Here is a 20,589-nt window from a genome sequence, read left to right on the forward strand (position 1 = left end):
CGGCCCACTTCTCGCGCTCATGGCAGGACCGACTTGCGGGCGGTGGCCACCACGGCGTCCGGGCGGCGCAGGTAGAGCGGGGTGAGCGGGTCGCCGGGCGCGCCGGCCCGGACCCGCTCGGCGGCCAGCGCGGCGAGCGCGGTCGGGTCGGGGTAGCGGGGCTCCGCCCGCACGGGCAGGCCGAGGACGTCGGCGTACCGGTGCGCGCCGTCGCCGACCGCGACGGTGACGGCCAGGTCGCGGGCGCGCTGCGCGGCGACGGCGGGGGCGGCCACGTCCGGGCCGGCGATCCGCTGGCCCGCGCCGTCGTAGACCGCCCAGTAGACCTCCCGGCGGCGGGCGTCGCTGGCCGCGAGGACCGGCTCGCCGGCCGCCGCCGGGTGGCCGATCGCGTCCAGCGAGCAGACGCCGTACGTCGGGACGCCGAGCACCTGGCCCATGGTGGCCGCGGTGACCAGCCCCACCCGCAGCCCGGTGAACGGGCCGGGACCGAGCCCGGCGACGATCGCGCCCAGGTCGGCGGGGCGGGCGTCGACGTGGGCGAGGACCGCGTCGACCTGCGGCGCGAGCAGCTCGCCGTGCGCGCGGGCGTCGACGGTGCACCGCTGCGCGCGCGGTACGACGCCCTCCGCCGTGACCTCGACCAGCGCCGCGGTCACCGCGGGGGTCGAGGAATCCACCACCAGTACGAGCACGGATGCCACCCTAACCGGCCCACCGGTCACCCGGCGTGACCCCCCGCCCGGCGCCAAAAACACCGGCCCACCCGGCATACGCGGCGCCCGTCAGCTCGGCGTGCGCAGCACGCGGAGGAACGGCGGCAGGAGCCACGGCCGGCGGCCCCAGGCGACGACCCTGCCGCGCAGCACCGTCCTGGCCCGCCCGACCCGACCGAACATCATCAGGTTGAGCGCCGCCGGGTCGAACCGGACGCGGACGTCGGGCCGGGCGCCCGGCGCCGCGACCCGCACCCGCCCGCGGTGCAGGGTGAGGGTCACGTCCGCGCAGTACGCCGACCGGAACTCGACGGTGATCGGGCGCTCGCGGGGCGGCTCGTCGCTGTCGAGCAGCCGGCCGTATCCGGCACGGATCAGCCCGACGAGGAACAGCTCGAAGAAGAGCACGGCCTCCCGGGCGGGGATCTCCCACGGCGACCGGGCGGCCGGGGCGATGTCCCAGCCGTGCACGAGCAGCTCGTTGACCAGGTGGGCGAACAGGCCGGCGAGCGGTGCCCGGGCGCCGCCGAACCAGTCCAGTTGCTCGCCGGGGCGGCTGTCGGTGGTGGCGGCGAGGATGGTGTCCACGTCCGCGCGGAGCCGGGCCAGCAGCGGCCCCGGCTCGCGCTCGGTCAGGTGCGCCAGGACGACGTCGTTGAGGTCGGCGATGGTGTCCACGGTGACGGTCGCCAGCCGGGTGCCGAGGCCCGGGATCGGCAGCGGCTGGTGGGCCGGGTCGAGCTTGACCGCGTACAGCCAGGCGACCGAGACCACGTGGACGAGCGTGTCGGCGACGGACCAGTGGGCGGTGACCATCGTCTCCGGCCGGTCGACCGCCTCGACCAGCCGGATGAACCGGTCAGTCGCCCCGGCCAGCGCGTCCCGGGCCGCCCGCCACTGCCGCTCGGTGATGGTCGCCGCCGCCATGCGCCGCCTCCGATCCACGGTGCCTCCGGGTGGCGCACACTCTACAACGGACGGTCACCGCCCCGTCACCCCGCGACGGGGCGGTGACCCGGGTCAGCCGGCGGACCGCTCCCAGTCGATCGTCGGCAGGCCGGCGTCGGCGAGGGCCTTGTTCGTCGCGCTGAACGGACGGCTGCCGAGGAAGCCGCGCGGGTTCATCGGGCTCGGGTGGCCCGCCTCCAGCACCACGTGCTGCGGGTTGGTCACCAGAGCCGCCTTCTTGCGGGCGTACCCGCCCCAGAGCAGGAAGACGACCCGCTGGTCGAGGGCGTCCAGGGCGCGGATGGTGGCGTCGGTGAACTCCTCCCAGCCCTTGTTCGCGTGCGAGCCGGGGGTGGCCTGCCGGACCGTCAGCACCGAGTTGAGCAGCAGCACGCCCTGCGCGGCCCAGCCGTCGAGGTTGCCGCCGCTCGGCTTGGCCACGCCCAGGTCGTCGCCCAACTCCTTGAAGACGTTGCGCAGCGACGGCGGGACGGGCACCCCGGGGCGGACGCTGAAGCTCAGCCCGTGCGCCTGCCCCGCCTTGTGGTACGGGTCCTGCCCGAGGATCAGCACCCGGCAGTCCCGCGGCGCGCACAGCCGGTACGCCGAGAACAGGTCCTCGACCGGGGGGAACACGGTCTGGGTCGCGTACTCCCCGGCGACGAACTCGGCCAGCGCGGCGGTGCGGGCCGGGTCGAGGTGCGGGGTGAGCACGGCACGCCACTCGTCGGGCAGCAGGCCGAGCAGGTCGAGGGCAGGGGCGTCGTCGGGCATCGGCAACCTTTCGCAGTCGGTCGGCCCTCTTCCTACCAGCCCCCACCGACACCCCCGTCCGCGAGGATCGGCAGTCGCGGGCGAGACGCGGGACGGGGCCCTGACGCGGGCACGTCATCCCGTCAGGCGAGCGCGGCGATGCGGTCCGCCCAGTCCCCGCCGGCGGGCTCCAACTCGACCACCCGGGTGTCGTCGTCCCGGCGGTCGACCCGGACCCGCAGGTGGGCGTCGACCAACTGCTCCACCAGGCCCTCGCCCCACTCGACCACCGTGACCGAGTCCTCGACCGAGGCGTCCAGGTCGAGGTCGTCGATCTCGGCGCGCGGATCGCTCGCGTCCCCGAGCCGGTACGCGTCCGCGTGCACCAGCGCCACCCTGCCGCCGCGCCCGGGGTCGGGTCGGTGCACCCGGGCGATCACGAACGTCGGCGAGGTGACGTCGCCGTGCACCCCGAGCCCGGCCCCGATGCCCCGGGTCAGCGCCGTCTTGCCGGCGCCCAGCGGGCCGGTGAGCAGCAGCAGGTCACCGGCGCGCAGCACCCGGGCCAGCCGGCGGCCGAACGCGTGCGTGTCCTCGACCGTGGGGAGCGTGACGACGATGCTCACGACACCTCCGCAGAGCCGGCGCTCACAGGGCCTCCAGGAAGCGGGTCAGGGCGGCGTTGACCTCGTCGGCGTGCTCCAGCATCACCACGTGCCCACTGTCTGGGATCTTGAGGAACTCGGCGTGCGGCAACCTCCGCACGATCTCCTCAGAGTGGGCCACGGGAGTGATCATGTCCCGGTCGCCGACCACCACCAGCACGGGGGTGCCGGCCAGCGCGGCCAGCGCCGGGTGCCGCGAGTGGGTGGCGATCGTCCGCAGGTAGCGGGTGACCGTGTCGGCCGAGGTCCGGGAGTTCATCTGCTCGACGTACGACACCAGGGCCGGGCTGGGCCGCCGGGAGCCGAAGCCGTACCTGCGGGTGAGCAGCCAGGCGACGTCGGATCTGGACCGACGGGCCGCGTCGATCACCTTGCCGCCGTACCGGGTGGCGTTGCTCATCAGGTAAAGCGCCGGGCCGCCCACCCGGCCCAGCAGGGCGGGCGCGACCAGCCGACTCTCGGCGAGCAGGCCGCCCGAGGTGGCGATCAGCACGGTGCCCACCACCCGGTCGCCGAACAGCTCCGGATACAGCTCGGCGAACGCCATGATGGTCATCCCGCCCATCGAGTGGCCGACCAGCACCAGCGGCCCTTCGGGGGCGGTCCGGTCGATCACCCGACGCAGGGTGCGGCCGAGCGCGCCGAGGTCGTACTCGCCGGTCTCCAGCCGCCCCGACCGGCCGTGCCCCGGCTGGTCGTACGCGACGATCCGGTGCTCGCCCCGCTCGGCGAGCACCTTGCGCTGGAAGTGGAACGTCCCCATGTCGAGGCAGAAGCCGTGCACCAGGATCACGGTCGGGTTGCCGGCGACGGGGCGGGTCGGCTCCACCACCTCGACGTGGATGTCGGTGCCGTCCGGCAGCTCCAGCCGGAACGCCTCGTCGCACCGCTGCTCGCCGAAGACCTCGCCGGCGTACGGGTCGGCCGGGTCGGCCTTGAGCCGGCGGACGAGGACGCGCTCGCTGACGACGCCGGCCGCGAGCCCGGCGGCGGCGACGCCGACCGCTGCCCCGACCACTCCCGCCACCCGTCCGGCGGCGGTACGCGGCCGGGGGATGCGGAACCTGCGCTCGCTTCCCGTCACGGGCGCTCGCCGTCGTAGACGCGGGGCACCCGGACCCCGCCGAACCGGGTCACGATCTCGTAGTTGATCGTGCCGACGGCGTCGGCCCAGTCGTCGGCGGTGGGCTCGCCGTCGGTACCGGGCCCGAACAGGGTCGCCACGTCGCCGGCCGCCACCGGGTCGTCGCCGCAGTCGACCACGATCTGGTCCATGCAGACCCGGCCGGAGAGGGTTCGCCGCCGGCCGGCGAGCTGCACCGGCCCGACGTTCGAGGCGTGCCGGGGCACCCCGTCGGCGTACCCGAGCGGCACCACGGCCAGGTTCGCCTCGCGCTCGGTGACGTACGTGTGGCCGTAGGAGACGCCGGTGCCGGCCGGCACCCGCTTGGTGAGCATGACCCGGGCGCGCGCGGTCATCGCCGGGCGGAGCCCGAACCGCTCGCCGGCCACCGGCGACAGGCCGTAGGTGGCGAGCCCGGGCCGGACCAGGTCGAAGTGGGTGTCCGGGCGGGTCAGCGTGGCGGCCGAGTTGGCCAGGTGCCGGTAGCGCGGGCGCAGCCCGGCCCGCTCGACCATGTCCAGCCCCTCGTGGAAGACCGCGAGCTGCCGGTCGGTGGTGGGGTGGCCGGGCAGGTCGGCGTACACGAAGTGGCTCCACACCCCGACCACCTCGACCAGGCCGTCGGCCTGGGCCTTCGCGGCGGCCTCCAGCAGTGCCGGCCAGTCCGCGACGGTGGCGCCACCCCGGGACAGCCCGGTGTCGATCTTCAGGTGCAGCCGAGCCGGCCGGTCCGCCCGCCGGCCCGCCTCGATCATCTCGTCGAGCTGCGGCAGGCTCGCGGCGGCCAGGTCGACCCCGGCGGCGACCCCGTCGTGCAACGGCAGCCCGGGGGCGAGCAGCCACGCCAGCACGGGTGCGGTGACCCCGGCCCGGCGCAGGGTCAGCGCCTCGTCGAGGGTGCAGACGCCGAGCCAGTCCGCCCCGGCGTCGAGCGCCGCGCGGGCCGCGGGGACCATCCCGTGGCCGTACCCGTCGGCCTTCACCACCGTCATCAGCTCGGCGCCGGTCCCCGACCGCAGCCGGGCCACGTTGTCACGGATCGCATCGAGATCGACGCGCACCTCGGACTGCCACATGACCCCAGCCTACTGACCACGGTGATCAACCCGGGCCGGAGCCGCCGGACGGGCGCGTTCCGCCGCGGTGGCCGCGCCGCCGGCGCGCCCCGGCCTCAGGTCAGCCGGCGCCGCCCCGGCCTCAGGTCAGCCGGGCGAGCACCGGCCGGAGGGCGGCGGCGACGTCCGGCGCGGTCACCGGACCGCCGCGGGCCGCCTCCCGGCCGGCCAGCCCGTGCAGGTACGCGGCAGCGGCCGCCGCCCGTTCCGGGGCCAGCCCGGCGGCCAGCAGCGAGCCGAGCAGCCCGGCGAGCACGTCCCCGGTGCCGCCGGTGGCCAGCGCGGCGGTGCCGGTCGGGTTGACGTACGCCCGGCCGTCGGGGGTCGCGATGATCGTGCGGTCCCCCTTGAGCAGCACCACCGCGTTCATCCACGCGGCGAGGCGCAGCGCGGCGGCCGTCCGGTCGTTGCCGGGCAGTTCGCCGCAGAGCCGGGCGAACTCCCGGTCGTGCGGGGTCACCACGATCGGGGCGTCCCGCCTGCGCAGCTGGTCCGCCATCGACCCGTCCACCAGCAGGGTCAGCGCGTCGGCGTCGAGCACCACCGGGACCGGGGCGGCGAGCACGGCGCGCAGCTCGGCGGCCGCGTCCTCGCCCGTGCCCAGGCCCGAGCCGCAGACCCACGCCTGTACCCGCCCGGCGTCGGCCACCCGGCCCGTGGCGATCACCGACGGATGGTGGTGCAGCACCTCGTCCCGGGCGCTGCCGGCGTACCGGACCATGCCGGTCGGCCCGGCGAGCGCGCCGCCGACGGAGAGCACGGCCGCCCCCGGGTACGTCGCCGAGCCGGTCGCCACCCCGACCACGCCCCGGCTGTACTTCTCCGCGGCCGGCCCGAGCTCCGGCCACCAGTCGACCACGTCCGACCACTCGGTGACCCGCAGCGCCGGGCTGCCGCGCAGCCACGGCCCCAGCCCGATGTCGACCAGCTCGACCTCGCCCGCGAGGGCGGCGGCCGGTCCGACCACCAGCGCCGGCTTCAGCGCCCCGAACGTGACCGTCACGTCCGCCCGGACCGCCATGGGTCGCCCGGACGCGGCCGGCGGGACGTGACCGGTGTCGACCGCCACCCCGCTCGGCACGTCCACCGCGACCACGGTCGCCCGGATGCCGTCCCGCCCGCTGCGCTCCGCCAGGCTCGCGGCGAGCTGGTCCGCGGTCTCCCGCAGCCCGCCGGTGCCGCCGATCCCGACGATGCCGTCCAGCACGAGGTCGACCACGGCTGGCGGCCGGTCCACGAGGCGGCCCCCGGCGGCGCGCAGCGCGGCCAGCCCGTCGGCGTGCGCCCGCCCCGGGGCGAGCAGCAGGGCCGCGACGGCGGCGCCCCGGCGGGCCAGGTGGGCGCCCGCGTACAGGGCGTCACCGCCGTTGTCGCCTGTGCCGACGAGCAGCAGCACGCGCGACCCGTACACCCCGCCCCGGTCGGCGAGCAGCAGCGCGCAGCGGCGGGCCAGCCCGGCGGCGGCCCGCTTCATCAGCGTCCCGGCGGGCAGCTCGGCCATGAGCGCGGCCTCCGCCGCCCGTACGTCCGCGACCCGCCACACCGGTTCCATGCCGTCCCGTCCCGTCCGTCCCCGTGCCGGCCGCGCCTCGGCCGGTCGTCCCTCACCGTTCCGCGACCACCATGGCGTGCCGGCAGCGACGGCCACGGCCTCACCCTACCGGCGGAAGGGGCCGCAGATTATCCGCCGGGTCGGCGGTGGGCAACACCTGTGGACAACCGGGGGTACGAGCACCCGCCCGTTGTCCACAGGGGCGGTCCGGGCCGACCGGCGCCGCCTAGCGTCGTCCGCGTCGCTGCCCCCGTCCCGCCGGCCCCTCGGCCGACGCGGTCGCCGCCCCGCCGTCACCGCTCGACGCCCCGCTGTCGCGGTTCGCCGCCCCACCGTCGTCCGCCGACGGCCCGAACCAGGAGGAGTTCCCGATGGAAGGCGAGCCGTTCACCGTGCGCCCGGACCTGCTGCGGGAGGTGGCCAGGGCGCTCGGCGACGACGCGTACCGGCTGGCGCGCGGGCTGGCCGGGGTGCCCGGGCTGGTGCCGCCCGCCGCCGGCTGGCGCACCGCGACCGCCCTCGCCGAGTTGGAGGCGGCGGTGCACGCCTGGTGTGGTGCGCTCGGCGCGCGGGTGGCGGCCACGGCCGGTGCGCTGGCCACGGCCGCCGACGGTTACCAGGCGGTCGACGAGCGGGTGGCCCGCCGGCTGACCGCGCTGCCCCGGTGAGCGGCCCGGTGGCGGGTCGCCCCGGCCCGACGAACGGCCCGACGCGGGGTCCGGGCACCCCGGCGAGCGGCCCGGCGGGCCGTTTGCGCGCCCCTGCCGGCGGCCCGGCGACCGCCGTCGCCGGCAACGGTTACGCGCGGCTCTGGGCGGCCGACCCGGCCGGCTGGGCTGCGGCAGGGGTGGCCTGGCTGGGGCTGACCGGGCTGGTCGACCGGCGGGCCACCGCGCTGGAGGAGGCCGCCGGCAGGCTGCGGGCCGGGTGGACGGGCGCGGCGGCGGGATCGGCCGGCGGGCGGGTCGACGCCCTGCGGGGCGAGCTGACGGCCCTCGCCCCGGCGGCGATCGAGGCCGACCAGGTGCTCGCCGAGTTCGCCGCGCGGTTGCGCCTGGCCAAGGCCCGGCTCGCGGAGGCGGTCGCCCTGGCCGACGCCGGCGGGGTGCTGCTGGACCGGCACGGGCGGGCGAGCCTGGATCCGGCGGCGGCCCGGCCCGGCGCACCGGCCCCCGTGGCGCGGGTCGCCGCCGCTGTGGCCGCCGCGCTCGAGTCGGCGGACGCCGCCGACCGGGAGGCCGCCGGCCGCCTCGACGAGTTGGCCGCGGCGGCCGGCGCCGGCTGGCTGGCCCCGCCGCCGCCCTGGCGGCCGCCCCCGGGCACCGACCCCGCGTCCGTGCGGTCCTGGTGGGCCGGGCTCACCCCCGCCCAGCGCCGGTGGCTGGTGGCCCGGGAGCCGGAGCTGGTCGGCCGCCTCGACGGCGTTCCCGCGACCGCGCGGGATCAGGCCAACCGGCTGCTGGTCGGGCGGCGGCGGGAGGTGCTGCTCGCCGAACGGCGACGGCTGCTGGGCCGGCTGCCGGGCGGGCCGCTGGAGCTGGCCGGGCTGGCCCGGGTCGAGGCGAGCCTGTCCGGGCTGGACGCGCTGACCGCGCGGCTGACCGACGGCGGGCAGCCCCGGGCGTACCTGCTGGGGCTCGACCCGGGCGGGGAGGGCCGGGCGATCGTGGCGCTGGGCGACCCGGACCGGGCGGACCGGGTGCTGACGTACGTGCCGGGGATGACCGCCGGCCTCGCCGACGCCTCCGGCGAACTGGGCCGGGCGGCCCGGGTGCGGGACCGCTGCGCGGCGCTGGACCCGACCGGGGCGACCGCGGCGGTGTTGTGGCTCGACTACGACGCGCCCGACTTCCTGCACGAGGCGGCCTTGCCGCGCCAGGCCGGGGACGCCGGGCCGGCGCTGCACCGGTTCCAGGAGGGGCTGCGGGCGACGCACGACGGGCCGCCGGCCCGGCAGACGGTGCTCGGGCACAGCTACGGGTCGGTGGTGGTGGGCACCGCCGCGCGCGACCACGGGCTGGCCGCCGACGCGCTGGTCTTCGTCGGCTCACCCGGCGTCGGCGTGGACGGGGCCGCCGGGCTGCGCCTGCCGGGCGGCGAGGTCTGGGCGAGCACCGCCCCGGACGACGTCATCCGGCTGGCCCGGCCCCCGGACGCGCTGGCCCGCCGGATCCTGGTCGGGGCCAGCCCGTTGGCTGCCGTGCTGGTCGGCGGCGAGGAGCACGCCCTGTGGTTCGGCCGGGACCCGACCGACCCCGGGTTCGGCGCCCGTACGTTCCCCAGTGGCCGGTACGGCCACACCGGGTACTGGGACCCCGGCAACCCGGCCCTCGACGGCATGGCCCGCATCGTGCTCGGGCGCTGATGGCCGGCGGGGCGCCCCATGTCGGCGACGTGGCGGTATCCGGTCGAGCGGATACCGCCGTGTCGGCGGCATGGTGGGCGGTAACCGGCCGCCGGCTACTCGACGGTGACGGACTTGGCCAGGTTGCGGGGCTGGTCGACGTCGTGGCCCCGGGCCGCCGCGATCTCCGCCGCGAGCACCTGCAACGGCACGGTGGTCACCAGCGGCGCGAGCAGCGTGGGCGTACGCGGCACGTAGATCAGGTCATCGGCGTACCGGACCACCGACTCGTCGCCCTCCTCGGCGATCACGATCGTCCGCGCGCCCCGGGCCCGTACCTCCTGGATGTTGGAGACGACCTTGTCGTGCAGCACGCCCCGGCCGACCGGCGACGGCACGATGCAGATCACCGGCGTGCCCTTGTCGATCAGCGCGATCGGGCCGTGCTTGAGCTCGCCCGCGGCGAAGCCCTCGGCGTGCATGTACGCCAGCTCCTTGAGCTTGAGCGCGCCCTCCAGGGCCACCGGGTAGCCGACGTGCCGGCCGATGAAGAGCACGGTCGGCTCCGACTTGATCTGCCGGGCCAGCTCGCGGACCGGCTCGATCCGGCTGAGCAGCTCGCGCAGCTTGCCGGGCATCTGGTGGAGCTGGTCCACCACAGCGGCCACCTCGTCGGCGAACTTGATCCCGCGCACCTGCGCCAGGTGCAGGCCGATCAGGTAGCAGGCGACGAGCTGGGTGAGGAACGCCTTGGTGGAGGCGACCGCGATCTCCGGCCCGCCGTGGGTGTAGAGGACCGCGTCGGACTCGCGCGGGATGGTGGAGCCGTTGGTGTTGCAGATGGCCAGCACCCGGGCCTTCTGTTCCTTGGCGTGCCGCAGCGCCATCAGGGTGTCCATGGTCTCGCCGGACTGCGAGATGACCACGATCAGGGTGGACCGGTCGAGGACGGGGTCCCGGTAGCGGAACTCGCTGGCCAGCTCGACCTCGCAGGGGATGCGGGTCCAGTGCTCGATGGCGTACTTGGCGACCAGCCCGGAGTGGTACGCGGTGCCGCACGCGACGATGAAGATCTTGTCGACGTCGCGCAGGTCCTGGTCGCTCAGGCGGACCTCGTCGAGCATGATCTCGCCGCTGTCGGTGAGCCGGCCGAGCAGCGTGTCGGCGACGGCCTGCGGCTGCTCCTCGATCTCCTTGAGCATGAACCAGTCGTAGCCGCCCTTCTCCGCGGCCGACGAGTCCCAGTCGATGTGGAAGTCCTTGCCGGCGGCGGGCTGGCCGGCGAAGTCGGTGATCTCGATCGTCTCGGCGGTGATGAGGACGATCTGGTCCTGGCCGAGCTCGACCGCGTCGCGGGTGTGCTCGATGAACGCGGCCACGTCGCTGGCGAGGTAGTTCTCCCCGGCGCCCCGGCCGACGACCAGCGGCGAGTTGCGCCGGGCGCCGACCACCGCGCCGGGCACCTCGGCGTCGACGGCGAGCAGCGTGAACGCGCCTTCGAGGCGCTGGCAGACCGCGCGCATCGCGGCGGCCAGCAGCTGCGGCCCGTTCGCCTCGCCGGCGGCGCGCAGCTCGGCCAGCGCGGCGGAGAGCAGGTGGGCGGCGCACTCGGTGTCGGTGTCGCTGCTGAACTGGACGCCGTCGGCCTCCAGCTCGGCGCGGAGCTTGGCGAAGTTCTCGATGATGCCGTTGTGGATCACGGCGACCCGGCCGTCCGGCGCGACGTGCGGGTGCGCGTTGCGGTCGGTGGGACCGCCGTGGGTGGCCCAGCGGGTGTGCCCGATGGCGGTGGTGCCGTCGCCGATGCCGATCGGGCTCGCCGCGCAGCCCTCGGGGTCGGTCGCCGCCCGCTCGGAGAGCACCTTCTCGAGGTTGGCCAGCTTGCCCGCCCTCTTCTCGGTCAGCAACTCGTTCTCGCAGACCACGGCGACCCCGGCCGAGTCGTAGCCGCGGTACTCCAGACGGCGCAGGCCGTCGAGCACGATGCCGAGCGCCGGGCGCGCGCCGGCGTAACCCACGATTCCACACATGGTCCGCAGCCTAACCCAGTTTCGCTCATCACGCGTGCGCAGAAGCCAGGTAAACAAGCACTGAATCTGATCGAACGGCCGGAAGTCATGGCTCGGGGCCGGTTTGCGGGGCACCGCGGCATCCCGCGGACGCCGAGCGCCGGAGGCGCCGGAACAGTCGGAGCCGGCCCGGGTGGGGCGCACGGTCGGAGGCGGCCGGGTGGGGCGCACCACGTACATTGGGGTCCCCTCGGGGAACGCGGCCCCGGCAGCGGGTTCCGGCGTCCCCACCCCCGCACCGCGGTCCTGGGCCGCGTCCCCTCTCCGGAGGCGTTGATTTCCGAGGCGTCGCCCTCCCCCGAGCCGACCCCGCCCGCCGGATCCGAGCCGGCGAGCCCGCCGGCTCCGGACCCGTCCGGCCCAGCGGGATCGCCGTGGTCGCCCCCGGACCCGATCGCCCCGGCACAGCCGTGGGCGGCACCGGAGCCGTGGTCGCCACCTGCCCCGGCGACCATGCCACCCCCGTGGACCGCGCCCGCCGCGTCGGGCGGCACCGAAGACCCGGTCGGGCCGGGCCCCGTCCCACCGGCCGACGGCGGGCAGCCCTGGCCGGGGTACGGCCCGACGGGCTGGCCGCCCGGGTACCAGCAGCCGGGGTACCCGCCGCCCGGCTACCCACCGCCGTACGCGTACCCCGGGCAACCGCCCTCCTCCGGCTCCGACCGCACGGTGGTGGGCCTGGTCATCGGGCTGGCGGTCGTGCTGGTGGTCGGGCTGTGTGCTGCGCCGGGCTGGCCGGCGTCCTCTCCACATTTCCCGACGACCAGTCGGTCGCCGAGGAGCCCTGGTACGACGACCCAGTCGACGACGGGTACGACGAGGAGCCCACCGAACCCGCCCCGACCACGTTTCCCGCCGATCCGAGCAAGAAGCCGATCACCCGGCCGACCTCCGGGCCGGCACCGGTGACCGTGGTGTACGAGGTCACCGGCGCCGGACGGGCCGACATCGCGTACTTCGACGCCGAGAGCGACCTCATCCACGTCGACGGGGCGAAGCTGCCGTGGCGCACCACGATCCGGACCGACGGCAAGAGCCGGGTCATGGTGGAGGCCAGCGAGGCCGACTTCGCCAGCGGATCGCCGGCCTGCCGGGTCACGGTCACCGGGGCCGGCAAGCCGGCGTCCGGCACGGACACGGGTTCCTGGCGCGTCACCTGTTCGCCCGAGTGAGGGTGGGCCCCGGGCGGGGACTGGCCGTAGGCTGGCCGACGTGACGACCACCGCCGATGTCGACCCGCTGGTGGCCCGGATGCGGCCGTTCGGGACGACCGTCTTCGCCGAGATGTCCGCCCTGGCCGTCCGCACCGGCGCGGTCAACCTCGGCCAGGGCTTCCCGGACGCCGACGGCCCGCCCGAGATGCTCGCCGCCGCCGCGGAGGCGCTGCGCGGCGGGCAGAACCAGTACCCGCCGGGTCCGGGCGTGCCCGCGCTGCGCGCCGCCGTGGCCGCCCACCAGCGCCGGTTCTGGGGCCTGGAGTACGACCCCGACGGCGAGGTCGTCGTCACCGCCGGGGCCACCGAGGCGATCGCCGCGAGCGTGCTCGCCCTCTGCGAGGCGGGCGACGAGGTGGTCTGCTTCGAGCCGTACTACGACTCGTACGCCGCCTCGATCGCGCTGGCCGGGGCGGTCCGCCGGCCGGTGACCCTGCGGCCCGGCCCGGACGGCCGCTACGCGTTCGACCCGGACGCGCTGCGCGCGGCGTTCGGGCCGCGGACCCGGCTGGTGCTGCTGAACTCCCCGCACAACCCGACCGGCAAGGTCTTCACCCCCGACGAGCTGGCCCTGGTCGCCGAGCTGTGCCGGGAGCACGACGCGTACGCGGTGACCGACGAGGTGTACGAGCACCTCGTCTTCGCCGACGCCGCCGCCGGGCACGTCCCGCTGGCCACCCTGCCCGGCATGCGCGAGCGCACCCTGCGCATCTCCTCCGCCGGCAAGACGTTCTCCTGCACGGGCTGGAAGGTGGGCTGGGTCAGCGGTCCCGCGCCGCTGGTGTCGGCGGTGCTGCGGGTCAAGCAGTTCCTCACGTTCGTCAACGCCGCACCGTTGCAGCCGGCGGTGGCGGTGGCGCTCGCGCTGCCGGACGCGTACTTCGCGGAGTTCGCCGCGGGCATGCGGGCCCGGCGGCACCAGCTCGTCGCCGGACTGACCGACGCCGGGTTCGACGTGCTCACCCCGGAGGGGACGTACTTCGTCACCGCCGACGTCACCCCGCTCGGCGGGCGGGACGGGATCGAGTTCTGCCGGTCGCTGCCGCAGCGCTGCGGGGTGGTGGCCGTGCCGACGCAGGTCTTCTACGACGATCCCGAAGCGGGCCGGCGGCTGGTCCGGTTCGCCTTCTGCAAGCGGCCGGAGGTGCTCACCGAGGCCGTCGCCCGGCTGCGCACACTGGGCACCGGCGGATGACGGCCGCGGTCGCCGGCCGGGCCCGGCGGCTGGCGGGACACCGAGGTCCCGGGGCTGGCCATGGCCGAGGTGACCGTGGCCGCCCCGGCGCTGGGCCTCGACGCCGCCCGGATCGCCGAGCTGGCGGCGCGCTTCCTGGCCCGGGTCTCGGCAGCCTGACCCGCCGGTCAGCCCGCCGCCCGGGTCGGCGCGGCCTCCGGCTCGGGGGGCGCGACCGGGCTCCGGTCCCGCGCGAGCGTGCCGAGCAGCGCGCCGCCGTCGGCAAGCAGCACCTGCTCGGCGTCGTCCACGAACGCGAGGTCGGCCTCGACGTGCCGGCTGGCGGCGGAGAGCAGCAGCCGTACGACGGGGTCCTCGGCCCGGCGCCGGAGACCGTCGAGGTTGCGCAGCTCGCGCATGAGGTGGCCGCGCTGGTTGCCGAGCACCGTGCGGACGGTCTCCGCCGCGCCTGAGCGCGCGGCGGCGGTGACCTTGAGGAAGAAGTCGTCCCGGAAGCCGCCGCCGCGCGCGCTGGGCTCGCCGAGCCAGCGTTCCAGCTCAGCCCGCCCCTCGGGGGTCAGCTCGTAGACCACCCGGTCGGGCTTCACCGGCTGGGCCTGCCGCTCGGCCACGACCAGGCCGTCGCGGGAGAGCCGGTCGAGGATCTGGTAGAGGTGCCCGATGTTCAGGGGCCCCCACTGCGGGCCGACCGCCTCCTCGAACGCGCCCTTCAGCCCGTAGCCGTAGCGGGTCGGCTTCGTCTTCCAGCGCTACCACCTGCTGCCGGCGCTGACCGTGCTGGACAACGTGATCGCCCCGGTGCTGCCCCGGCGCGGCCGGGCCGACCACGTGGCCCGCGCCCGGGAACTGCTCGACGCGGTCGGGCTCGCCGGCCGGGAGCGGGCGTTGCCGACGCAGCTCTCCGGCGGCCAGCAGCAGCGCGTCGCCATCGCCCGCGCCCTGATGGGCGAGCCCCGGCTGCTGCTGGCGGACGAGCCCACCGGCAACCTCGACTCGGCCACCGGCGGGCAGATCCTCGACCTGCTGCTCGACCTGCGCGACCGGCACGGCATGACGGTCCTGCTGGCCACCCACGACCCCGCCATCGCCGCGCGGTGCGACCGGCTGCTCCGGCTCGGCGACGGCCGGATCGTCGAGGACCTCGACCTCACCGGCGGCGAGGACCCCGCCGACACCTACGACCGGGCGACGCGTCTGCGCCTCTGACCGGCGACCGCGGTGCCCGGTCCCGGCGCGGTCCCGGCCCGGGGCCGGGCACCGACGGGTCAGGCGGTGGGGCTGGCGGCCCGGACCCGGTCGGCGATGCGCTCGGCGACCTCCCGGGCGGTCGTCTCCGTGGCCGCCTCGACCATCACCCGCACCAGCGGCTCGGTGCCCGACGGGCGCAGCAGCACCCGGCCGCTCTCGCCCAGCTCCGCCTCGGCCCGCTCGACCTCGGCCCGGACGGCCGGGGCGGCGGCGCCGACGGTACGGTCCCCGACCGGCACGTTGATCAGCACCTGGGGCAGCCTGGTCAGCACCGCGGCCAGCTCGGCCAGGGACCTTCCGCTGGCGGCCATCCGGGCCATCAGGTGCAGCCCGGTCAGCACGCCGTCGCCGGTGGTGGCGTACGCCGGCATGACGATGTGCCCGCTCTGCTCCCCGCCCAGGGCCAGCCCGGAGGCGCGCAGTTCCTCCAGCACGTACCGGTCGCCGACCTTGGTCTCGACCAGCCGGATGCCCTGTGCGGACATGGCCAGGCGCAGGCCGAGGTTGCTCATCACCGTGGCGACGAGGGTGTCGTCGGTGAGCTCGCCGGCCTCCCGCATGGCCAGGGCGAGAATCGCCATCACCTGGTCGCCGTCGACCTCGTCGCCGTCGGCGGTCACCGCGACGCACCGGTCGGCGTCGCCGTCGTGGGCGATGCCCAGGTGGGCGCCGTGCTCGACCACCGCGGCGCGCAGCGCGTCGATGTGGTTGGACCCGCACCCGTCGTTGATGTTGAGCCCGTCCGGCTCGGCGTGGATCGCGACGACCTCGGCCCCCGCCTCCCGGTACGCCACGGGGGCCACCTCGGCCGCCGCGCCGTTGGCGCAGTCGACCACGACCTTGATCCCGTCGAGGCGGTGCGGCACCGTGTTGACCAGGTGCTGGACGTAGTGGTCGGCGCCGTCGAGCAGGTCGTGCACCCGGCCCACCCCGGCGCCGATCGGCCGGTCCCACGCGCTGGCGGCGTTCGCCTCGACGGCCGCCTCGATCCGCGCCTCGATCTCGTCCGGCAGCTTGTGCCCGCCGGCGGCGAACAGCTTGATCCCGTTGTCGGGCATGGGGTTGTGCGAGGCGGAGAGCATCACGCCGAGGTCGGCCTTGGCCTCGGCGGTGAGGAACGCCACGGCCGGGGTGGGCAGCACGCCGACCCGGACGACGTTGGCGCCGGCGCTGGTGAGCCCGGCCACCACGGCGGCCTCCAGCATCTCGCCGCTGGCCCGGGTGTCCCGGCCGACGACGGCCAGCGGGGGATGGCTGCGGTCCGACTCGGCCAGTGTGTGTGCGGCGGCGACCGCCACCGCGAGCGCCAGCTCGGGTGTGAGATCCGCGTTCGCCCGCCCGCGTACGCCGTCCGTGCCGAACAACCGACCCATACCGCCAACCTCCGAAGAAACGGTACAACCAGAAAAAGCGGAAACGGCCGGGCCACCTCCCGGTAGAGGGGAGGCGGACCCGGCCGTCCGTCAGACGTACAACGCGAGGCTGATGATCAGCGCTTCGAGTACTGGGGCGCCTTACGGGCCTTCTTGAGGCCGTACTTCTTGCTCTCCTTGACCCGGGCGTCACGGGTCAGGAAGCCGGCCTTCTTCAGGGCCGGGCGGTCGTCCGGCTCGCTGACGATCAGCGCCCGGGCGATGGCGAGCCGCAGCGCACCGGCCTGGCCGGTGGTGCCGCCGCCCCGCAGGTTGGCGATGACGTCGAACGCCTCGGCCTTCTCGGCGGTCACCAGCGGGTCCTTGATGAGCTGCTGGTGCACCTTGCTCGGGAAGTAGGCCTCGAGGTCGCGGCCGTTGCAGGTGATCTTGCCGCTGCCCGGGACGATGCGGACCCGGACGATGGCCTCCTTGCGCCGACCCACGGTCTGGATCGGCCGGTCGCCACGGGGCGCGCGGGCGACGGGCGCCGGCGCCTCGGCGGCCTCGGGGGCAACCTCGGTGGCGGTGATGTCGGTCATGCTGATTCCTTCGCCCGCGCTCACTGCGCGATCTGCTTGATCTCGAACGGCACCGGCTGCTGCGCGCCGTGCGGGTGCTCGGCACCGGCGTAGACCTTCAGCTTCTTGATCAGCTGGCGGCCGAGCTTGTTGTGCGGGAGCATCCCCTTCACGGCCAGCTCGATGGCCCGCTCGGGACGCTTGCTGAGCAGCTCCTCGTAGCCGACCCGCTTGAGGCCGCCCGGGTAACCCGAGTGGCGGTAAGCGACCTTGGTCTGGCGCTTGTTGCCGGTCAGCGCGACCTTGCCCGCGTTCACGATGACGACGAAGTCGCCCGTGTCGACGTGCGGCGCGAAAGTCGGCTTGTGCTTACCGCGCAGCAGCGTGGCGGCGTGGGTGGCCAGGCGGCCCAGCACGACATCAGAGGCGTCGATGACGTGCCACTGACGCTCGATCTCACCCGGCTTCGGGCTGTACGTACGCACAGGTCTACCTTGTCTCGTCGTCGGTCTGGGGCTGCGCGCCGAGGTGACCAGGGCTTCCCGGCCGGACCAGCGCGCACGAACGACCAAGCGTACCTGATGTGGCACGCCTCTGGATGTCGTACAACAGCAGGCAACGATACCCGGCGCCCCATCGGCAGGTCAAAACGGGGTGCCACGCCGGGTGGCCCGCGCTTTGCCATGGTGCAGGTCACACGCCGGGAATCCTACGCGGCCCCGGCCGGAGGAACACCACCCAGGTCACGACGACGCAGAGGGCGTACCAGCCGATGAAGGTCAGGTAGGCCGCGTCCGCCGTTCCGGAGGAGAGGAAGGACTGCCGGAAGGCCACGTTCACCAGCACCCCACCCGAGGCGCCGACCGCCCCCGCGATCCCGATCAGCGCCCCGGACAGCCGCCGGCCCCGGCGCTCGGCCGCCGCCCGGTCCCCCGTCCGCTCGGTCTCCGCGACGGCACGGGCCCGGAAGATCGCCGGGATCATCTTGTACGTCGACCCGTTGCCGATCCCGGAGAAGACGAAGAGCGCCAGGAACCCGACGAGGTAGAGCGGGAACGACCGCTCCCGCGCGGCGTACAGCACCACGGTGGCGCCCGCGGCCATGGCGACGAAGTTCCAGAAGGTGACCCGGGCCCCGCCGAGCCGGTCGGCGAGCTGGCCGCCGAGCGGCCGGATCAGCGAGCCGACCAGCGGCCCGAGGAACGTCAGCCAGGCGGCGTCGACCGGGGTCGGGAACCGGTCGTGGAACTGGAGCTGGAGCACCTGGCCGAAGGCGAAGCCGAAGCCGATGAACGAGCCGAAGGTGCCGAGGTAGAGCAGGGACATCACCCACGTGTGCGGGTCGCGGGCGGCCGCGCGCAGCGCCCCCGGCTCGTTGCGCGCCCCGGGGACGTTGTCCAGCCAGCGCGCCGAGGCGAGGGCCGCGGCCACGATCAGCGGCAGGTAGACCGCCGGCACCAGCCGGGGGTACGCGGCCCCGGTGGCCGCCAGCACCGCCAGCCCGACGAGCTGCACCGCCGGCACGCCGAGGTTGCCGCCGCCGGCGTTCAGGCCGAGCGCCCGCCCCTTGAGCCGGTCGGGGAAGAACAGGTTGATGTTCGCCATCGAGGAGGCGAAATTGCCGCCGCCGACCCCAGTCAGGCAGGCCAGCACCATCAGCGTCGAGTACGACACCCCCGGCTCGATCAGCACCGCCATCGGGACCGCGGGCACCAGCAGCAGCAGCGCGCTGACGATCGTCCAGTTCCGGCCGCCGAACCGGGCGACCGCCAGGGTGTACGGCAGCCGCAGCACCGCGCCCAGGGCGGCCGGCACGGCGGTGAGCAGGAACTTTCCGGCCGGATCGATCCCGTACTCCGGGCCGAGGAAGAGCACCATCACCGACCAGAGGCTCCACACGGAGAAGCCGACGTGCTCGGCGAAGATCGAGACGTACAGGTTCCGGCGGGCGATCGGGGCGCCGGTGGTCTCCCAGAACCCGGGGTCCTCCGGGCGCCAGTCGGTGATCCGTCGCGGGCGCCCGACGGCGTCCGGGACCGCGGGCCTGGGGGAAGCGAGCGTGCTCACGGCAACTCCTCCTCGTCGGTGACGAGGAGGACGCTAGGAACGGATGGTTTCCCGGCTGTGCCCGTCCGGGGTCGGGTCGGAAACGGAGACCGCACGTCCGCCGGGAGCCGACGGTGAGCCCCGGACTCACAGCTCCTGGAGGATGCGCAACGCCCGCCCCACCCGCTGCATGGTCTCGGTGTCGGCCACGTCGACGCACTCGATGAACCACTGCTTCAACGGCGAGGAGAGACGGTCGGGCATCACCACGTGCCCGCCCATGGGCACGGCCAGGGGCGAGTCCCGCAGCAGCGACTCCTCGACCACCTCGGCCACGATCACGATCGGCACGTCGGTGGAGTTGTAGACGTCGGAACTGATCACCAGCCCGAGCCGTTCGCGGGCGCCGGAGATGCGCCAGACCTCTCCCCTACGCAGCACGCGGCCGCCCGCCGCCGAAGAGGACGTCGTCGACCATGGCGGCCTCCTGGGCGTCGGCCAGGGCGGCGGACTCCAGGTCCAGCCCCGCGCGTCCGACGGCGGTGGCGTGCGCGGTGAAGACCTCGCGCAGCGCCTTCTCCCGGGCGGCCTGGTCCATCCAGGCGGAGAGGGACAGCCCCTCCCGCTTGGCGAACCGGCGCGCCTCCTCGATCGTCTCGTCGGAGAACGACAGTGTCACCTTGGCGGTCATGCCGGAGAGATTACCCACTGGTATGACCGCCAGTCATCCCTGCTCGCGCCCGTCGACGAACGGGACACCCGGGCTTGCGGCGACCATGATCCTCGCAACTTCCCAGAAAATGTCGCCTGCCCGCACACCGAGGGGACACTTTCCGGGAAGTTGTTCGGATTTTGGCTCGCCCACCTGCACGCCGACTGATCGCCGGCCGCGTCCCGTCAGGGGCGGCGACCGCCGAAGACGGCGAAGCGCCACTCCTTGAAGAAGCAGTCCACGTCCGCCAGGCCGGCCTCGGTCAGCCAGCGGCACTGGTCGGCCACCGGCGCCGGGCGGTCGTGGCGCATCCGCTCCCGGGCCGCGGCGATCTCCTCGGCGCCCGAACCCAACTCGGTGATCCGGGCCGTCCAGACCTCGTCGTAGCGCCTGTCCAGCGCCGGGGTCGGGCCGGCGACCTGCTCGGCGTTGACGAACACCCCGCCCGGCGCCAGCGCCTCGGCCGCCCGCCGGTAGAGCGCCCGCTTGCCGTCGTCGGCGAGGTGGTGGATGGCCAGTGCGGAGACCACCGCGTCGTACCGGCCGGCGGGCAGCGGATCGGTCAGGTCGGCGAGCACCGTCCGGTGCGGCACGTCCCGGGCGGCCAGGTGCCCGGCGGCCACCGTGAGCATGCCCGCCGCGCCGTCGACCAGGGTCAGCCGGATGCCCGGGACCGCCGCGGCGAGCAGCAGGGAGAACAGGCCGGTGCCCGCGCCCAGGTCCAGCACCTCGGGGGTACGCCCCGCCGCGAGCGCCGCCCGCAGCGGGGGCGCGGCCACCTGGACGGCCGTGCCGTAGAACGCGTCGAAGCACGGCACCAGCCGGCGCCGAGCCTCGTCGTAGCTGCCCGCGACGGCGTCGAACGCCTCCGCCACACTCATCAGATCTCCCATTATCTAGGATTTTTGTCCCACATTCTAAACCGCGCGGTCCGGCCCGTCACTCCCGTGCGGTGT

The 20,589-nt window shown here is 75.3% G+C and carries 20 protein-coding genes and 1 pseudogene; 5 read left to right on the plus strand and 16 right to left on the minus strand.

Annotated features, from left to right (window positions below; translation table 11 throughout):
* Nucleotides 1–17: 17 nt before the first annotated feature.
* From tsaB to JD77_RS07440, 7 genes are all read right to left on the minus strand, one after another.
* Nucleotides 18–695, minus strand: a complete 678-nt coding sequence (tsaB, locus tag JD77_RS07410; protein WP_145773624.1) for a tRNA (adenosine(37)-N6)-threonylcarbamoyltransferase complex dimerization subunit type 1 TsaB — start codon at nucleotides 693–695, stop codon at nucleotides 18–20.
* A 90-nt stretch (nucleotides 696–785) separates the two neighbouring features.
* A complete protein-coding gene (locus JD77_RS07415; RefSeq protein ID WP_145773625.1) occupies nucleotides 786–1,643 on the minus strand; it encodes a maleylpyruvate isomerase N-terminal domain-containing protein in 858 nt (285 codons plus the stop codon).
* A 93-nt stretch (nucleotides 1,644–1,736) separates the two neighbouring features.
* Nucleotides 1,737–2,438 carry a uracil-DNA glycosylase gene (ung, locus tag JD77_RS07420; RefSeq protein ID WP_145773626.1) on the minus strand — a complete coding sequence of 234 codons (702 nt, stop codon included), beginning with the start codon at nucleotides 2,436–2,438 and terminating at the stop codon, nucleotides 1,737–1,739.
* Nucleotides 2,439–2,560: 122 nt separating this feature from the next.
* Nucleotides 2,561–3,043, minus strand: a complete 483-nt coding sequence (gene tsaE / locus JD77_RS07425) for a tRNA (adenosine(37)-N6)-threonylcarbamoyltransferase complex ATPase subunit type 1 TsaE (RefSeq protein ID WP_145773627.1) — start codon at nucleotides 3,041–3,043, stop codon at nucleotides 2,561–2,563.
* A 22-nt stretch (nucleotides 3,044–3,065) separates the two neighbouring features.
* Nucleotides 3,066–4,166, minus strand: a complete 1,101-nt coding sequence (locus JD77_RS07430; protein ID WP_145773628.1) for an alpha/beta fold hydrolase — start codon at nucleotides 4,164–4,166, stop codon at nucleotides 3,066–3,068.
* Nucleotides 4,163–5,281 (minus strand): alanine racemase, encoded by a 1,119-nt coding sequence (alr, locus tag JD77_RS07435; RefSeq protein ID WP_145773629.1) that lies wholly within the window; start codon nucleotides 5,279–5,281, stop codon nucleotides 4,163–4,165. The genes JD77_RS07430 and alr overlap by 4 nt, the downstream gene beginning before the upstream one ends.
* Nucleotides 5,282–5,402: 121 nt before the next feature.
* Nucleotides 5,403–6,872, minus strand: coding sequence for an NAD(P)H-hydrate dehydratase (locus JD77_RS07440; RefSeq protein WP_145773630.1), 1,470 nt, complete (start codon nucleotides 6,870–6,872; stop codon nucleotides 5,403–5,405).
* Nucleotides 6,873–7,243: 371 nt separating this feature from the next.
* Here JD77_RS07440 and JD77_RS07445 point away from each other — a divergent pair, with 371 nt between their 5' ends.
* Nucleotides 7,244–7,540, plus strand: a complete 297-nt coding sequence (locus tag JD77_RS07445; RefSeq protein ID WP_145773631.1) for a type VII secretion target — start codon at nucleotides 7,244–7,246, stop codon at nucleotides 7,538–7,540.
* Nucleotides 7,537–9,237, plus strand: a complete 1,701-nt coding sequence (locus tag JD77_RS07450; RefSeq protein WP_246140561.1) for an alpha/beta hydrolase — start codon at nucleotides 7,537–7,539, stop codon at nucleotides 9,235–9,237. Before JD77_RS07445 ends, JD77_RS07450 begins: the two co-directional genes overlap by 4 nt.
* A gap of 95 nt (nucleotides 9,238–9,332) precedes the next feature.
* Here the strand turns inward: JD77_RS07450 and glmS are convergent, their stop codons facing one another.
* Nucleotides 9,333–11,246 (minus strand): glutamine--fructose-6-phosphate transaminase (isomerizing), encoded by a 1,914-nt coding sequence (gene glmS / locus JD77_RS07455; protein WP_145773633.1) that lies wholly within the window; start codon nucleotides 11,244–11,246, stop codon nucleotides 9,333–9,335.
* A 755-nt stretch (nucleotides 11,247–12,001) separates the two neighbouring features.
* Between glmS and JD77_RS31930 the strand changes: the two genes are divergently transcribed.
* Together JD77_RS31930 and JD77_RS07465 are read left to right on the plus strand one after the other, a co-directional pair.
* A complete protein-coding gene (locus JD77_RS31930) occupies nucleotides 12,002–12,457 on the plus strand; it encodes an MmpS family transport accessory protein (protein WP_170286392.1) in 456 nt (151 codons plus the stop codon).
* A 40-nt stretch (nucleotides 12,458–12,497) separates the two neighbouring features.
* Entirely contained in the window at nucleotides 12,498–13,694 is a 1,197-nt protein-coding gene (locus JD77_RS07465; protein ID WP_145773635.1) for a pyridoxal phosphate-dependent aminotransferase, read from the plus strand.
* 167 nt (nucleotides 13,695–13,861) lie between these two features.
* Here JD77_RS07465 and JD77_RS07475 read toward each other — a convergent pair whose 3' ends face one another.
* On the minus strand, nucleotides 13,862–14,407 hold the full coding sequence (locus JD77_RS07475; RefSeq protein ID WP_342799679.1) for a PadR family transcriptional regulator: 546 nt from the start codon (nucleotides 14,405–14,407) through the stop codon (nucleotides 13,862–13,864).
* 16 nt (nucleotides 14,408–14,423) lie between these two features.
* Here JD77_RS07475 and JD77_RS07480 point away from each other — a divergent pair.
* Nucleotides 14,424–14,900 (plus strand): annotated as a pseudogene (locus JD77_RS07480) (ABC transporter ATP-binding protein); the annotation flags it as partial.
* A 59-nt stretch (nucleotides 14,901–14,959) separates the two neighbouring features.
* On the opposite strand, the gene glmM reads toward JD77_RS07480, so the two are convergent.
* From glmM to JD77_RS07515, 7 genes are all read right to left on the minus strand, one after another.
* Nucleotides 14,960–16,315, minus strand: a complete 1,356-nt coding sequence (gene glmM / locus JD77_RS07485) for a phosphoglucosamine mutase (protein WP_145773638.1) — start codon at nucleotides 16,313–16,315, stop codon at nucleotides 14,960–14,962.
* A gap of 116 nt (nucleotides 16,316–16,431) precedes the next feature.
* Nucleotides 16,432–16,896 (minus strand): 30S ribosomal protein S9, encoded by a 465-nt coding sequence (gene rpsI / locus JD77_RS07490; RefSeq protein WP_145773639.1) that lies wholly within the window; start codon nucleotides 16,894–16,896, stop codon nucleotides 16,432–16,434.
* Between the two features lie 20 nt (nucleotides 16,897–16,916).
* Nucleotides 16,917–17,360, minus strand: a complete 444-nt coding sequence (gene rplM / locus JD77_RS07495; RefSeq protein WP_145773640.1) for a 50S ribosomal protein L13 — start codon at nucleotides 17,358–17,360, stop codon at nucleotides 16,917–16,919.
* A 208-nt stretch (nucleotides 17,361–17,568) separates the two neighbouring features.
* Nucleotides 17,569–18,942 (minus strand): nitrate/nitrite transporter, encoded by a 1,374-nt coding sequence (locus tag JD77_RS07500; RefSeq protein ID WP_145773641.1) that lies wholly within the window; start codon nucleotides 18,940–18,942, stop codon nucleotides 17,569–17,571.
* Nucleotides 18,943–19,068: 126 nt separating this feature from the next.
* Entirely contained in the window at nucleotides 19,069–19,362 is a 294-nt protein-coding gene (locus JD77_RS07505) for a type II toxin-antitoxin system PemK/MazF family toxin (protein WP_145773642.1), read from the minus strand.
* Nucleotides 19,352–19,612 carry a DUF6364 family protein gene (locus JD77_RS07510; RefSeq protein WP_145773643.1) on the minus strand — a complete coding sequence of 87 codons (261 nt, stop codon included), beginning with the start codon at nucleotides 19,610–19,612 and terminating at the stop codon, nucleotides 19,352–19,354. Before JD77_RS07510 ends, JD77_RS07505 begins: the two co-directional genes overlap by 11 nt.
* Nucleotides 19,613–19,818: 206 nt before the next feature.
* Nucleotides 19,819–20,514 carry a class I SAM-dependent methyltransferase gene (locus JD77_RS07515; protein WP_145773644.1) on the minus strand — a complete coding sequence of 232 codons (696 nt, stop codon included), beginning with the start codon at nucleotides 20,512–20,514 and terminating at the stop codon, nucleotides 19,819–19,821.
* Nucleotides 20,515–20,589: the final 75 nt, after the last annotated feature.

This window comes from Micromonospora olivasterospora, from assembly GCF_007830265.1.
Lineage (GTDB): Bacteria > Actinomycetota > Actinomycetes > Mycobacteriales > Micromonosporaceae > Micromonospora > Micromonospora olivasterospora.